At 64.7% G+C, this 14,300-nt stretch carries 11 protein-coding genes; 7 read left to right on the top strand and 4 right to left on the bottom strand.

The window, feature by feature from the left end:
• Positions 1-7 precede the first annotated feature (7 nt).
• Complete coding sequence (locus IC608_RS14960) at positions 8-1,543, bottom strand: GumC family protein (RefSeq protein WP_191777169.1); 1,536 nt, start codon at positions 1,541-1,543, stop codon at positions 8-10.
• A gap of 127 nt (positions 1,544-1,670) precedes the next feature.
• On the opposite strand from IC608_RS14960, the gene IC608_RS14955 reads away from it, so the two are divergent.
• Positions 1,671-2,936 carry a VpsF family polysaccharide biosynthesis protein gene (locus tag IC608_RS14955; RefSeq protein WP_191777167.1) on the top strand — a complete coding sequence of 422 codons (1,266 nt, stop codon included), beginning with the start codon at positions 1,671-1,673 and terminating at the stop codon, positions 2,934-2,936.
• Here the strand turns inward: IC608_RS14955 and IC608_RS14950 are convergent.
• Positions 2,933-4,357, bottom strand: a complete 1,425-nt coding sequence (locus tag IC608_RS14950; protein WP_248306427.1) for a glucosamine inositolphosphorylceramide transferase family protein — start codon at positions 4,355-4,357, stop codon at positions 2,933-2,935. The two genes, IC608_RS14955 and IC608_RS14950, sit on opposite strands and share 4 nt — an antisense overlap.
• A gap of 212 nt (positions 4,358-4,569) precedes the next feature.
• On the opposite strand from IC608_RS14950, the gene wecB reads away from it, so the two are divergent.
• Genes wecB through IC608_RS14935 form a run of 3 tightly spaced genes read left to right on the top strand, consistent with a single transcriptional unit; the run spans position 4,570 to position 7,824 of the window.
• Positions 4,570-5,721 carry a non-hydrolyzing UDP-N-acetylglucosamine 2-epimerase gene (gene wecB, locus IC608_RS14945; RefSeq protein ID WP_191777165.1) on the top strand — a complete coding sequence of 384 codons (1,152 nt, stop codon included), beginning with the start codon at positions 4,570-4,572 and terminating at the stop codon, positions 5,719-5,721.
• Positions 5,714-7,045 carry a UDP-N-acetyl-D-mannosamine dehydrogenase gene (gene wecC / locus IC608_RS14940; RefSeq protein ID WP_191777163.1) on the top strand — a complete coding sequence of 444 codons (1,332 nt, stop codon included), beginning with the start codon at positions 5,714-5,716 and terminating at the stop codon, positions 7,043-7,045. Before wecB ends, wecC begins: the two co-directional genes overlap by 8 nt.
• Positions 7,046-7,047: 2 nt before the next feature.
• Complete coding sequence (locus IC608_RS14935) at positions 7,048-7,824, top strand: WecB/TagA/CpsF family glycosyltransferase (protein WP_210316377.1); 777 nt, start codon at positions 7,048-7,050, stop codon at positions 7,822-7,824.
• A 23-nt stretch (positions 7,825-7,847) separates the two neighbouring features.
• Here the strand turns inward: IC608_RS14935 and IC608_RS14930 are convergent, their stop codons facing one another.
• Positions 7,848-9,287 (bottom strand): lipopolysaccharide biosynthesis protein, encoded by a 1,440-nt coding sequence (locus tag IC608_RS14930; protein ID WP_191777161.1) that lies wholly within the window; start codon positions 9,285-9,287, stop codon positions 7,848-7,850.
• A 145-nt stretch (positions 9,288-9,432) separates the two neighbouring features.
• Between IC608_RS14930 and IC608_RS14925 the strand changes: the two genes are divergently transcribed.
• The 3 genes from IC608_RS14925 to IC608_RS14915 are packed head-to-tail and all read left to right on the top strand — an operon-like array spanning position 9,433 to position 12,991.
• A complete protein-coding gene (locus IC608_RS14925; RefSeq protein ID WP_248306426.1) occupies positions 9,433-10,581 on the top strand; it encodes a glycosyltransferase family 4 protein in 1,149 nt (382 codons plus the stop codon).
• The gene (locus IC608_RS14920) at positions 10,578-11,558 is read left to right on the top strand and encodes a lipid II:glycine glycyltransferase FemX (protein ID WP_191777158.1); all 981 of its coding nucleotides are present in this window, start codon (positions 10,578-10,580) and stop codon (positions 11,556-11,558) included. Before IC608_RS14925 ends, IC608_RS14920 begins: the two co-directional genes overlap by 4 nt.
• Entirely contained in the window at positions 11,558-12,991 is a 1,434-nt protein-coding gene (locus IC608_RS14915; protein ID WP_191777156.1) for a phenylacetate--CoA ligase family protein, read from the top strand. Before IC608_RS14920 ends, IC608_RS14915 begins: the two co-directional genes overlap by 1 nt.
• On the opposite strand, the gene IC608_RS14910 is transcribed toward IC608_RS14915, so the two are convergent.
• Positions 12,985-14,229: a glycoside hydrolase family 5 protein gene (locus IC608_RS14910; RefSeq protein ID WP_191777154.1), complete on the bottom strand. Its 1,245-nt coding sequence runs from the start codon at positions 14,227-14,229 to the stop codon at positions 12,985-12,987. The two genes, IC608_RS14915 and IC608_RS14910, sit on opposite strands and share 7 nt — an antisense overlap.
• Positions 14,230-14,300: the final 71 nt, after the last annotated feature.

The raw sequence follows: 14,300 nt of genomic DNA, 5'->3' as shown, positions 1-14,300 counted from the left end.
CGCTGGATCAGGCGCGCTCGCCGCGGAGCCGGGGAGAGCGTCGCAGGTCTCCCAGCACGCCAAGACCGATGGCGGCAAGCAGACCCAGCACGGCCCCGCCGATGGCTCCGAGTGCGATCATCACCACGGTGCGCGGGGGCCAGGAGCGGCCCGGTGGCGGAACGGCGGTGGAGATGACGCGCACATTGGTGGTGTCGATCTGCTCGCGTTCCGTGATCTGCTTGGCGCGCGCCAGGAAGCTCTCGTAGACGGCGGTCTTGGCGGCCGCGTCCCGTTCCAGCTCGCGCAGTTGCACCTGCAGCGCGTTGTCGGAAAAGACGGCGCTGGTGAGGCTCTGCGATCGGTCGGTCAGCGCGTCCAGATTGGCCTGCGCCTGGGTGACAGCGGCCTTGGCGCCGTTGACCGCGCGCTGCACTTCGGCGTTGATCTGCGCCGTCACGACATTTCGCTCTGCTTCAAGGCTGACAATGGTGGGGTGCCGGGGGCCATAGATCATGGACTGAGACAGCAATTGCTGTTGCAGGGCCGCTGCCTTGTCGCGCAGCGCCGAAAGGCTTGAAGCGGCCGACGGGTCGGCGGGACTGGCCTGGGGGCCGGCGGCGACGAGGCTGTCAAAGGCCGTCTGCGCCTCGATGAGCCGTGCCTGTGCGTTCACCACCTGCGCGTTGATGGCGCTCATGGTCTGTGTGCTGACCAGCTGCCCGTCGGCCGCTGTGGAGAGGTTATTGCGGCGCCGGAACGCCTCCACTGCCTGCTCCGCCTGCTGAACGTCTGCCTTGAGTTCGCCGAGGCGGCTATCGAGCGAAGCTGCAGCGCGCGCGGCGCCGTCGGCCTCCGCGTCAGCCAACTCGGCCTTGAAGGCTTTGACGATGCCGCCCGAGATCGCAATGGCCTTGCCCGTATCCTCGGAGGACACGTTGAGACTGGCAACGAAGGACTTCTCGTCTGCGGTCGTGGAGATGTGCTCGCTCAAGCTTTTGAGCGCGACCACGGCAGAATCTTCGGCCGGCCCGCTCGATCCGAAACTCGGCAGGGAAATCAGTGGCTGACGGGTGCCGTTGAATTCTGGATCGGCCGTCAGGTCGAGATCGGCGACGACGCGAGACAGCACGTTGCGCGAGGTGAGGACGCGCAGCTTGCTGCCAGCGGTGAGCACCTGCCCATCAATGGCGCCGGGCTGGCTAAAGAGGTCGCGATCGACCACCTGGAGACTACCCGGATCGATCATGATGTCGGTTGTGACGGTGTAGCGGGGCGTGCTGAAGACGCCGAAACCTGCACCGGCTACGGCACCCGTGAGGGCGAGCACGGTGATGAGGCGCCTGCCGCTGCCGACCCAGACGAACAGGCGGCCGAAATCGAGTTCGAGAAAGTCGCCGATCTTGTCGAGGGTGACGGTGGTCGCGGCTTCGGCTGGGCCTGATCTGTCGGTCGGCAGTGCGGAGTTGGCCGGCTCGCGCTGGCGCCACTGCGGATCATAGTCGAGGCGAGAGAACGCGCGCGCTCCGGAGCGGGAGGGGCTGGGGCTGGCGAGGTCGGACATGGCATTAACGCCTCGTTTTCCAAAATGGCCTAGTGTTAAGAGCTTATACACCGTGCCGGACCGACCGCCGCCGGAATGCTCATTCTTGGTTAAGCTGGACGCCGTGCTTTCCCGCGAGTGGTGAAACGTGACCTATCCGGCGCTGCGCCCAGACCGCGACATCCCCGACCAAATCCGTCGCAATCAGGCTGTCCTGATGCTTCTGGTGGTGGCCATGGGGTTTGCCCTGGCCGTGCGGATCAATATCTCGCCTCTGCTGATGGACGGCGTCTTTGCCTATACCGGCGAGGGCGGCAGCTTCTACGAGAAGCTACACCTGGGCAGCTACCTCATCTTTGTGCTGCTGCCGATCACCCTTGCTGCCCGCCCGTTCCGGCTCATGGGGGACGAGATCGGCAAGTTCCGGTCCTTGTTCTGGTACATGGTCATCCTGACGGCGATGTCGGTGCTTTACATTGCCATGGGGCGTGCCGGCGCCATCGTCTTCGTGCTCGACAGCTATCTGGTCGCCGGAGCGGCCGGGATCATTCTGCTGGCGCTGGGGCAGGAGGCGCGCCGCGCGCTCGGCCACTTCACCCTGGTGATGCTGATTGCGAGCGCTATCATCGGTATCGGTGAGGCGGCCACCCATCATCGGGTCCTGCCCTATGGCCTTGAAGAGCTGACCTTCCGGCCCCTCGGGCTTTCCGAGCATCCGCTGGCGCTGGGTGCCCTTTGCGCGATGGCAATTGGCTTCGTGCCGCTGGCGCAATGGCGGTTGTGGGTGCGGGTGCTGGCAATTTGTATTCTCCTTGTCGGCTGCGCGGCTTCGGGCGCCCGGTTCGCGCTGCTGCTGGCGGTGGGGGAACTGCTGGTTCTCCTTCTGGTGCTACCCTGGCCGGGCCTGTCCGTGCGGCATACGCGGGTCGCGCGGCTGTTCGTTCTTGTAATGACGCTCGTGGGCGGCCTCATCCTCACGGCCATCCTCGCGGCCGGAGGGCTCCTCTCCCGCTTCGGCGGAACGCTCTTTGACGAAAACTTCTTTGCCCGGGTCACCATCTACGAAGTCTTCGGCATGGTGGGGTGGAAAGAATGGCTCTTTGGCATGCCCCCAGCCGATCTTCTCGCGCTGGTCAACGACCGGCTCGGGCTGCCGTTCATCGAAAGCGCGCAGGTGGTGATCGGCCTGACCTTTGGCGTGCCCATGGCGCTGGTCTTTACCGGGGTCATCCTCTGGATCTTGTGGCGGTTGCTGCGCGGGGCGCCGCTCGCGGCGTGGATCGGCACCGGCACGATGATCCTGGCGTCGCTTTCGAACAACACTTTCTCGGCCAAGCAGCCGATCATCACGCTGCTCTTTACCCTGCTGCTCGCTTTTCCGGCCGCGCGGAGCAGCCGAGGTCCGGTCGATTAGCCAGCGCTGTCGACCACTTCCCATTCCTCGTCGATGTTGAGCGTATGGATGCCGGTGCGGTGCCAGGCGGTTCCCATGGCAATGGGGACCACAGGGCCGAACCTGACGTTGTGCACATTGAGATCGATGATTTCGCGCAGTCCCAACCCGCCCCCGTAGGCGGTCGAGCCGTCCTGCACCTTGAGCCAGAGCCGTCCATCCTGCTTGAGAACGGCGCCACCGGGCCTGGCGCCGGCGCGATCGATAAGAATGGGATTGAGCGGGTGCGGCGTCCATGGGCCACGCAGGGTCGGCGAATGGTAGACCACCATGCGGTCCGATGCGCTGCCGGGGCCAAGGCGCTCCGTCCCGATGAGGTAATACGCGCCTTCCCGCGAGACCACGGTCGCATCATTGACGTCGACGCCGTCCAATAGCACCGTGTCGCGCGCCCAACGGTGCGGAAACTCCTCCGCGCGGTAGAGCACAAGTTGATTTGCGCCGCCGCTTTCGGGCAGCATGAACACGTCCCCCTCCTGTTCGAACACCTGGGGGTAGGACAGGTGGTGGGGCTCGCGCAGAACCTCGCGCGGCGTTCCGAAGGTGCCGTCGGAAGCCAATTGGCTGACGGAAATGATGCCGCGGCCGAGGCTGTACGGAAACTCTTCCACGAAAAGGAAGACGCCCCCGCTGCGGGCGATCACGAATGGATCGGCGTAGAAACGCGTGCCATCGTCCGGCAGAACGGTGAAGGGAGCGTTGCCGAGGCCTGGGCTCAGCGGGTCAATGCCCGGACGGGCGGGGCGGTAGGCTACTTGCCAGTAGAAGGGCCGGCGCGACCCCAGCTTCGCCACCGCGCGTCGGGCCCCTTGTGCCACCAAGTTTGGCAGGTAGTAACGCATGAGGCTTGGGGTGGACGGGCTCATTCCGGGAGCCTCCATCGGCTCCAGTAGACCCGCCTGCCATCGCTTGAGGCCGCTTTCCACGAGGCCCACCGCGCCGGCCAGGATCTCGTCGCACATGCGGCTCAGCCACAGGCGGTCCGACAGCATGGGGCGCGCGGAGAGAACAGCGCGATCGTCCAGCCACAGGGTGAGTTCGGGCAGATCGCCCGTGCGCAGCACTTGGGCAAGGCCGCCCGCGAGATCGGAGTGCCCATTGATGGTCAGGCGGAAAGTGGGTGTCGCCGTTGGAACCATGTCTGCCCCCGTGGTGAGGTACACCACGGCATCGCCTGTCCCGGGTCCGTCAACCAGTTCCGCTGGCGGCGCGTCCCTGGTGGCCAGACTCCCGCCGAACCGGCGCGCTTCGAGGGCCAGCAGGCGGTCGAGCGCGCCTCGTGGCACAGTAGGTCCCAGATCGGCCCTGACCGACCAGCCGGCATCGCAAAGCCGCCTTGCCAGCAGGCTGTGCCAGCGGCGCCAAGGGGCCGGTGAATTCAAGACAATTTTATTCAACTTGCAAGTACTTCCGAATTTCTGAGACGAGTCTCGCAGTTTTTCCGGCACTCTCAACCCTTTTTGTTTCAAATAGAGTGAACCAGTTTAGTAGTTAACCAAATCTTAAAGTTCCAAAACCGCGCCACCCAGTGCCTCGCTATAAAGCTGGGGTAGGGGTCGGACTCGACAACCTGTGCACAGGTGGCGCGCTTTACATGAATCACATCGGGAATTTTCTGAGAGAGAGAAAGAAATTTCTGATCGTTTTCGGCACGCGCCCCGAGGCGCTCAAGTGCTTCCCCGTTATTCGCGAAGCGCTCGCGCATGCCGAGCTGGACACCGAAGTCTGCGTGACCGGGCAGCATCGCGAGATGGTCGACCAGGTCGTGGCGCTGACGGGGATGCCGGTCCACTACGATCTTAACATCATGCAGCCGGGCCAGACATTATTCGATGTCACGGCCAAGGTTCTGACCGGCATGGCCGATGTGCTGGATCGCGCCAAGCCGGACATGGTGATCGTGCAGGGCGATACGACGACGGCGATGGCCGCTGCGATGGCCGCGTTCTACAAGCGCATTCCGGTCGCGCATATCGAAGCAGGCCTGCGCAGCCACAATATCGACTTTCCCTTTCCCGAGGAGTTCAACCGGCGCGTGGCCGGCGAGATCGCCACCTGGCATTTCGCTCCGACCCCCGAAGCGCGCGACAACCTGCTGTCCGAAGGCAAGGACGCGACCCGAATCTTTGTCACCGGCAACACCGTCATCGACACGCTCCTGCACTTCTCGCAGCAGGTGGACGAGGACCGCTCGCTTGCCGCAGCTCTCGGGGCAAGCTTTCCGTTCCTCGACCCGGCCAGGAAGTTGATCCTCGTCACCGGGCATCGCCGCGAGAACCACAATGGCGGCATCGAGCGCATCTGCGCGGCGCTTCAAATTCTGGCGAGCCGGGGCGACGTGCAGATCGTCTATCCGGTGCATCCCAACCCGAATGTGCGAGGCCCGGTCGAGACGATCTTGGGCGGTGTGCCCAACGTGGTCCTCATCGAACCGCAGGACTACCTGCCGTTCCTCTATCTGCAAAAGCACAGCTATCTCATTCTCACCGACAGCGGTGGTGTCCAGGAAGAGGCGCCGTCGCTGGGCAAGCCAGTGCTGGTGCTGCGCGACAACACGGAGCGCCCCGAGGGCATCGCGGCCGGCACCGCCCGGCTCGTGGGCACCGACACCGACCTTATCGTGGCCAGTTGCACCCGGCTACTGGACGATCCGTCCGCCTATTCTGCTATGGCTCAGCGTCACAACCCCTATGGGGACGGACGGGCCAGCAGGCGCATCCTCGAGGAGTTGATGCACAATGTCTAAGATTCGCGCTGTCTCCGTTATCGGCATGGGCTATATCGGCCTGCCCACCTGCGCCGTCTTTGCCAGGGCCGGGCTCGACGTTCGTGGCGTCGATGTCAATCCGAGCGTTGTCGAGAAGGTCAATCGAGGCGAAATCCACATCGTGGAGCCCGAACTCGACGGTCTGATCAGCCGCGTTGTGGCCGAGGGCAAGCTTAGGGCCTTTGGCGAAGCGCAACCGGCCGATGCCCACATCATCGCCGTGCCCACTCCGTTCACGACCGAGCACAAGGCCGATGTGAGCCATGTCATGGCCGCCGCGCGCGCCGTGGCGCCGGTGCTCAAGCGTGGCGATCTTGTGGTGCTCGAATCCACGTCCCCGGTCGGCACGACGCGCAAGATGACGATGCTGCTCGCCGAGTTGCGGCCGGATCTGAAATTCCCGCACGTCAACCCCGATGATGCTGATGTATTCGTGGCCTATTCACCCGAGCGCGTGCTGCCGGGCAAGGTTCTGACCGAACTCATCGACAACGACCGCTCCATCGGCGGACTATCGGCAGGCTCCTCCAAGCGTGCGGTCGACCTCTATACAAGCTTTGTTGCAGGCGATCTCTACATCACCAGCGCGGAAAGCGCCGAACTGGTCAAGCTCACGGAAAACGCCTTCCGCGACGTCAATATCGGCTTTGCCAATGAACTGGCGGCCGTGTGCCAGCATCTGCGCCTCAACGTCTGGGAAGTCATCGAACTCGCCAACAAGCATCCGCGCGTCAACATCCTCAGCCCCGGGCCTGGCGTTGGCGGGCACTGCATCGCCGTCGATCCCTATTTCATCATCGATGCAGCGCCCGAGCAGACGCCGATGATGCGCACGGCGCGGCAGATCAATTCAGCGCGTCCCATGGGCGTGGTGCAGGACGTCGAGAAAATCCTTGTGCCGGGTAAGCGGCAGACCGTGGCGTGCCTGGGTCTCAGCTTCAAGCCCAACATCGACGACATGCGCGAGAGCCCAGCGGTGGAGGTGGTGCGTCACCTTGCGGGCCTAGGCGGCGTATTAGTGGTGGCGGCCGAGCCGCATGCCAAGGGCCTGCCGCACGATCTGGAAGGCCTCGGCATTGTCTTCACCGACGCGCTGGACGCGATCGACCGGGCCGATATCGTCGTGTTGCTGGTGGATCATCGCCAGTTCAGCCTGATCGATCCGGAGGCGCTCAAGGACAAGAAGCTGATCGACACGCGCGGGCTATGGACCTGGCGCAAGGCGCGCCGCACGGACGCCCGCATCGAAGGGCGCAATTCCATCCTGCGGCCGCGCCGGCGCAGTACCGACAGGGCAGCCTGAACATGTCGAGCTGGGCGCGCCATCCGCTGCTCAGTGCCCGGCGCCGGGATTTTCTCGGCGCGCCGCTGCATGACCTGGACATGTCCGAGACGCTCGACCTTGCAGTACAGGCCATGCGGGAGCGGACGCCAATGCTGCATTCGGTGGTCAACGTGGCCAAGCTCGTCAACATGGGCAAGAGCGCGGAATTGTTCGAGGACGTCGCCGGGGCAGACATCATCAACGTCGATGGCGCCGGCGTGCTATGGGGAGCGCGGCTGCTCGGTCTGCCGGTGCGCGAGCGCGTCGCGGGCGTCGACGTCATGGAGCAGCTTCTGGCCCGTTGCGCCGAGGAGGGGTTGCGGCCCTATCTTCTGGGAGCCGAACGGGCTGTGCTGGACGCAATGGCCGCCACTTTGGGCCGCCGGCACCCGAACCTCGCGCTGGCCGGCATGCAACATGGTTATTTCGACATCGCCGCAGAGGAGGAAGTGGTCGAAGTGATCAACGCCTCGGGCGCCGATTGCCTCTTCGTGGCGCTGCCGACGCCCCGCAAGGAGCGATTTCTCAAGCGGTATCGCGCCCGTTTGCTTCCCAGTTTCGTCATGGGCGTGGGCGGCAGCTTCGACGTCTATGGAGGCAAGGTGCGCCGAGCCCCCCGCCTCGTGCAGGCTTTTGGCCTCGAGTGGCTGTTCCGCGTTGTGCAGGAGCCCCGCCGGCTCTGGCGGCGCTACTTCGAGACGAACAGCGCCTACCTCGTGCTGATCTGGCGGGCCCTGCGGCAGCGCCGCGCCCTTTAGAGCACTCCCGGTCGGTAGCAGGCCTAGCCGATGGCGAGGCGCGCGCGGATGCGGCGGGCGATGGCGCGCGTTTCGTTCGGATGGGCCAGGGCATTGAGCCCTAGGAACACCAGTCCGCCGCTCACGCCACCGATGCCGAGCTGCACAATCGGCCAGGTTTCCTTGAGCGTGTTTGCGGCCAGATAGGCGGTCACCCCCACGCCGAGCGCCATGGCGGCCGACACCGCCATGTCAGCCCAAGGGACAGGAATGGGGGTCAGGCGCCGGCTGATGAATATCGTCACAACAAGGCTGGTGCCGGTGCCGCCCGCCAACGCCAGTGCGGCGCCCGTCTCTGCGAGGGACGGTATCAGCGCAATGGAGAGCCCGATGGTGGCAACGGAGGCGGCACCGTCGATCCACACCAGCAGCCAGGGCCGCTTGTGGGCGTGGATCATGTTGGCAAAGACGAAGCTGCCGGTGTTGGAGAAGAGTACCGAGAGGACGATGATCGGGAATAGCACCTCCACCTGCCCGTGGTAACCGGCTGGCAGGACCAGTTCCGCGATTGGCCCGCTCAGCGCCATGAGCAGGGCCGCGACGGGGAGGCACAAGCGCAGCATCAAAGCCAGCATGTCACCCAGATAGCGCGCTGCTTCGCCGGGCCCGGAGGTGTCGAAGCGGCTCACCAGTTCGGGAAAGGCGCCCATCTGAACGGCGTTGGCGACGGTATCGATCGGTTGGCGCGCCAAGGCGAACGCCACGGCGAACACCGCGACGGCACCGGCGTCGTAGTAGGCATTGAGAAACAGCCGCTCGCCATTGTTGACCCCGAAACTGACCAGGGCCATCACCACGAGCGGGACGCCGAAGCCGACGAACTCGCGTACCGTGAAGCGCGCCGGGCCGGGGACGGTGTGTTTGAGGGCAAGCCCGAGGGCCAATGTGCCCGAGAGCAGAACCGCGAGGCTGGATCCGAGAGACAGCACGAAGAAGGTGCGCGGCAGCAGGAAGGCTGCCGCAATCGGCAGCGCCAGTTGCAGCACGGCGCGGGCAAACTCGAGCAGCGAATAGGTGGAGTGACGCTGCTGCATCTGGAGAACGGTGAGGGCAAAGCGGCTGATGGCGCCTGCCGCAAGATATGCGGCGACGGCAAGGCCGAACTCAGTTGCCCGCTCGGGCGCCACGAGATGCGCCACAACGAGCGCAAGCAGGACGCCGAGCACCGTTGTAAGGATCAGGACGCGCCCGGCGAGCCATAGGCTGCCGCGACTGACATCCCCTTTGCCGCCCAGCCGCAGAAGCGAAATGCGCAACCAGTTGGTGACGGCGATGTCGGTCATTTCGCCGATGGTGACGACCAGCGTCAGTAGGCCGTATTCCGTCTGGTCGACGAGGCGCGTAGCCACCGCCACCAACAGCAACGCCGAAAGGCGCGTGAAGAGAATAGCCGGCGCATAAATGAACGTCGAACGCAGGAGCATCAGAAGGCTCTAGGCCTCTTCCCACACGGCGAAAAGAGTTAGCTGCGAGCAATGTAAATACGCGGCGTTTAATTCAAATTCTCGCTGTAAACCGTTTCTTAAGAACGCTGTTTTTCGAGCATTTGTCGTCCGGTACTGTTCGGCCATGTCAGAAGATCGCGCGCAGTGCCGGCCATTCCACGTTCTTGTCGCCACGCCCGTGGGCGTTGGCGGACAGGGCGGCATCGATCGCATCATGGCGACGCTGAAGGCGGCGCTCGAGGCGCGGGGCGAAAACACTCTGTCGGTGCGCTTCCGGGCAACGCGGGGGGGCCGCAGCGCCTGGCTCTCGCCTTTCGTAACGCTTCTGTTCTGCCTCGCCATGGTCGTCAGCCGCCTCAGGGGCCAGCTCGATCTGGTGCACATCAACCTGTCCCAGGACGGCAGCACCTACCGCAAGTTCCTGGTGGCGGCCTGCGCCCGCTTGCTGGGGCTTCCTTATGTGCTGCATCTGCACGGGGCGGAATATCACAAATTCTGGCCAGCGCGAGGCGTGCTTGCGTTCTGCATCCGGACCCTTTTCGAGGGCGCTGCCCGCGTCGTGGTGCTCGGCTCGGTCTGGCGCGACCTGATTGCGGAGCGGGCGCCTGCCGCTGCGAGCCGCGTCGTCATCATCCCCAATGCCAGCCTGCCGCCAACGCCGACCCACCAGCCGCCGAAGCACCAGGCACATATCCTCTTCCTGGGCAGGATCGGCGAGCGCAAGGGCGTTCCACAACTGGGCGAGGCGCTTCACCGCATGGCGGGCCTTGCCAACTGGAAAGCCACGATAGCCGGTGACGGCGCTGTCGAGGCGGCTCGTGAGGCCGCGCGGACCTATGGGATCAGCGACCGCGTGGACCTGCCAGGCTGGGTTGGCCCGGAAACGGTTGCCGAACTGCTCTCCACTGCCGATATTCTGGTCCTGCCCTCCTTTGCCGAAAATCTTCCCGTTTCGGTCATCGAGGGAATGGGTGCGGGCCTGGCCGTCGTGACCACGCCGGTCGGTGCGGTGCGCGACATCATCATCGATGGACAAACCGGCCTTCTCGCGCAGCCCGGCGACGTGGAGGGTCTGGCTGCCGCTTTGACACGGCTTGTCAACGACCCATCCCTGCGTGAGCACCTCGGGGCGGCGGCCAAGGCGTTCCACGCCGATCATCTTCATCCCACGCCCTTTGCCGAGGCCATGGTGCGCGCCTGGCGCGCTGCTGCCGCCCGACCGGCTCCCGTTCATGCAACTCCCGCGCTTCTCGAACAGGGGAGCGAGCCATGACCGATCTGGGGATTGATAGCCACGATCCTGTTGGGCTTCCGCCTGTCGCTGCGTCTTCTTCCTATGAGCTCGACGTGGTGAGCGACGCCGCCGATTGGTCGCGACTTCTCGCCGTGCTGCCCACTCCGCACCTGCCGCAGAGCTTCGCCTATGGGGTCGCCAAGGCCGCGAAGGGGTGGATGCCGGTGCGGGTCCTTGTGAGCGACTGGGGCGTCCCCGTCGCGATGGCGACCGTGCTGGAAAAGCGGATGGGGCCGTTGCGGCTGCTGTCGCGGATCAATCGAGGGCCGCTGTTTTTCGAGCAGACACCGAGCGAGAACAGCATTGTCGAAACCTATGGCCTCATCCGGCGCCGCTTCCGGGGGCCGTTGATCGTGGCGACCGCCCTGACGAGCGACGACTTGGCCACGCGCCTTTTGCCGCGGGCGGGTTACCACCGCATTCGCGCGCAAGGCTGGGCATCGGGGCGGATCGATCTGCGCAGAAGCGAGGACGCGCTTTGGGCGGGCCTCGCCTCGACCTTCCGCAACCGCGTACGCCAGTCTGAGAAAAAGGGCGCGAGGGTCCGGGTGGCCCAGGATGCGCAAAGCTATGCCTGGATGATCGAGCGCCACCTCGAGAACATGCGCGAGAAAGGGTTTTCGGCGGCAGACGCGACGATGCTCTTGGCGCTCCGTGACGCTGCACCTCAAGACGTTACCGTGTTTCAACTGCTGGACGGGGACCGGCCCGTGGCGGGCATGTCGGTTGTCCGGTTCGGGCACGCGGCGGAATACCATATCGGCTGGTTCGGCGAAAACGGCCGGAAACTCAATGCAGGCAATGCCCTGATGTGGGCCATCATCCGTGAACTCAAGCAGAAGGGCGTCGAGTGGTTCGACGTAGGGGGAATGCGAGAAGGCGACGGTTACACGCAGTTCAAGCGCACGATGCGCCCGAGGGAGTATAGCCTCGCCGGCGAATGGGGGACCCTCTGATGCCCTCCTTCCCCTCGAGCCTGCTCGATACGGCGCGCGGTGCCTATGTGCGCAGCCCACATTGGGTACAGAACCTGCTCAAGCCGGCCGTTTCGCTGGTGCCCACGCGCCTCAAATTCGGCAAGACCTACCGGGTCTGGCGGCAGCGCATCGCCCGGGCGGCGAATGACCCGGACTACGCTCGCGAGCAGCAGCTCCTGGCGCTCCGCAAGTTGCTCCATAAGGCGCACGAGGGGAGCCCGTTCTATCGAGAGATCATCGACCAGGCATTCGACCATCGTTTCGATCCTGAGACAATAACCATCGAGGACATTCGGCGCCTGCCGGTCCTCACCAAATGCCGGCTCAAGCAGGCAGGCGAACGAGCCCTCGCGGTGCCGCGCGTCATGGTGGATCGCGCCGAAACAAGCGGCTCGAACGCCGAAAAGCCGTTCAGCTTCTTTCTCGACAAGGACCGCAGCGCCAGGGAAATGGCCTTCGTCTACGATGCCTGGTCGCGGGTGGAATATTCGGAAAGCGAGCCGCGCGCGACGTTGCGTGGCTTCGGTTTCGGGGCGCGCGGTGACAGGACGCATGAATGGGATTCGGCGCTGCGCGAGCTGCGCCTTGCGACGTTTCCCCTGACCCAGGCGGATGCCGCCCACTATCTCGATCTCATCGATCAGCGGCGCATCCGGTATCTTTATGGCTATCCCTCCTCGGTCGAGCTTTTCTGCCGGCACCTGGAGCGCCTCGGGCGCCGCCCGAGGCTCCCTTTCAAGGGCATTCTGCTTGTCAGCGAGCCGCTTTATGAGCATCAACGCCTGCTGATTTCCAGCACGCTGGGCGACGTGCCGATTTCGTGCTTCTACGGCATGAGCGAGAAGGCGGTTTTCGGCACCTGCGTGCCGGGGCAATTGGGCGTTTATGACTCGAACCCCCTGTACTGCCTGGCCGAACTCATCGATGACGAGGGCAACCCGGTGACAGAGCCGGGGGTGGAGGGCCATCTGGTCAGCACCGGTTTCCTCTCGACCGGCATGCCGTTCATTCGCTACGACACCGGCGACTTTGCGCGACTGGTGGAAAACCCCAGCGCCGCCAATGGCTACCGGTTGCGGGTGGCGGCCGTGGCCCCGCGCCGCAAGCCCGATTTCCTGGTGATGCGCGATGGCGGGCGCATGGTCACGATGGACCTCACATCCGAGGATCCGGCACAGTATCGGGGCGTGCAGGAGTTCCAGTTCTACCAGGACACGCCCGGCGAGGTGAAGTTCCGCTACGTGCTCTCCCGTGATGGACGACACGAGGATGCCCAGCGGTTGGTCAGCGCGCTGAGCAAACGGTGCAAGGGGCGCCTCGATTTCCGACTGGAGCCCGTAAGCCGCATCGCAGGCGGTCGCGGTGGCAAACGCGCGTTCGTCGACCAGCGGCTCGATTTCGCGCTCTACTGATCCCCGAGCCCGAGGGCCTGAAGCATCCGCGCGTCCGGCACCGCCGGGCCCGTTGGCTCGATCAGCGACATGCCATAGGGGTTGGAGAACTCCCACATCGCCCAGGCCATGTCGTGCGCCTCCGCCTGGGTGCGCACGGCCTCGAGATAGCGCAGCCGATCGGCGTCATAGGCCCCCATGCGGCCATCCTCCGAAATGAGGATGGCGCCGAATTCGCCCATGAAGAGGCGGCTCGAGGAGATCTCGTGCGCCGCTGCCCACTCCAGGGCCTCCGCGAACCACGTATCGAGCTGTTCCTCGCCCCAGTTCTCGCGGAAATAGTCGTCGACGATCGGCTGGACCGCCAGAAGATTTGACGTCTGCTCGACCTCGGACAGGCCCGCGGCTTCCATGCGCGCCTTGAGCGTCTCGAGCACGATTTCGGCTGTGCTGGTCTCGGCCGGCCAGGGCAGGCCAGAGCCGAAGGCCTTGGGATCATCGAGCCTCTGGTGGGTGAAACTATGCGGCTCGTACATGTGAAAACTGTAGAGGATATTGGGGTCATCGAAGTTCGGGTCGAGATCGACCAGCCCCGTGATGCTGCCGCCGCAGGCGCCGGTGGCGACGATCGTCAGGTCAGCGCTGACGGCACGGATGGCCGCGACGGTCTCGCTCATCACTTTTTGCCATTCGCCCGTCCCCTGGCCTTCGCAGGGGTAGAAGGCGGGTTCATTGTAGGGCTCCAGCGCGACCCTATCGATATCGAGCGTCGCGAGCATGCCGGCCACGTCGGCCACCATCTTGCGGTAGGCAAGGGCGCCGTAACTGTCGGCGCGGCTCTCAAGCGCATCCAGGCTGTGTTCTGGTTTTTGCGTCACGGCGTGAAGATCGAAAACGACGGACAGTCCGGCGCCGGTCACGTGTCCGACGGCGGATTTCAGCACGTCGAGCGTCTCCTGCCGCTCGGCGCCGCTGCTGGCCAGCAGCGGACCGGGGTCGACGGAAAGACGCACGAAATCGAAGCCGAGCGAGCGGATGGTCTCGAACGGGTCGGTGGGGGGCCAGTCGCTGATCGGTCTTGCCCCCGAGAGCCATTGCTCGATGCTGCGATAGGGTGGGCGGCGATAGCTGCCATCTTCGGCCAAGGGCGCCCAGTTCAGCCATTCGTGCACGCCCACCCCGCGATGCAGAGCCGGTGCCCCCTCAGAGGGTGTGGCAAGCGCAGACAGGACGAGCAGGGCGAGAGCGAACCGACGCATGCGACCTCCGGGATTCTCGCGCCATATTAACCCAACATGCAGGCGTGTCGGCTGCTTTTGCCATCCGTGGT

Source organism: Devosia oryzisoli (assembly GCF_014837245.1).
GTDB classification, from domain to species: Bacteria; Pseudomonadota; Alphaproteobacteria; order Rhizobiales; family Devosiaceae; genus Devosia; species Devosia oryzisoli.
Note: the sequence above shows the minus strand (reverse complement) of the source record. Positions and strands in the feature narration are given on the sequence as shown.

Coding starts and splice junctions, on each gene's coding strand:
- IC608_RS14960 (WP_191777169.1), bottom strand. CDS start 1,543: ATGTCCGACCTCGCCAGCCCCAGCCCCTCCCGCTCCGGAGCGCGCGCG.
- wecB (WP_191777165.1), top strand. CDS start 4,570: ATGAATCACATCGGGAATTTTCTGAGAGAGAGAAAGAAATTTCTGATC.
- wecC (WP_191777163.1), top strand. CDS start 5,714: ATGTCTAAGATTCGCGCTGTCTCCGTTATCGGCATGGGCTATATCGGC.
- IC608_RS14935 (WP_210316377.1), top strand. CDS start 7,048: ATGTCGAGCTGGGCGCGCCATCCGCTGCTCAGTGCCCGGCGCCGGGAT.
- IC608_RS14930 (WP_191777161.1), bottom strand. CDS start 9,287: ATGCTCCTGCGTTCGACGTTCATTTATGCGCCGGCTATTCTCTTCACG.
- IC608_RS14925 (WP_248306426.1), top strand. CDS start 9,433: ATGTCAGAAGATCGCGCGCAGTGCCGGCCATTCCACGTTCTTGTCGCC.
- IC608_RS14920 (WP_191777158.1), top strand. CDS start 10,578: ATGACCGATCTGGGGATTGATAGCCACGATCCTGTTGGGCTTCCGCCT.
- IC608_RS14915 (WP_191777156.1), top strand. CDS start 11,558: ATGCCCTCCTTCCCCTCGAGCCTGCTCGATACGGCGCGCGGTGCCTAT.
- IC608_RS14910 (WP_191777154.1), bottom strand. CDS start 14,229: ATGCGTCGGTTCGCTCTCGCCCTGCTCGTCCTGTCTGCGCTTGCCACA.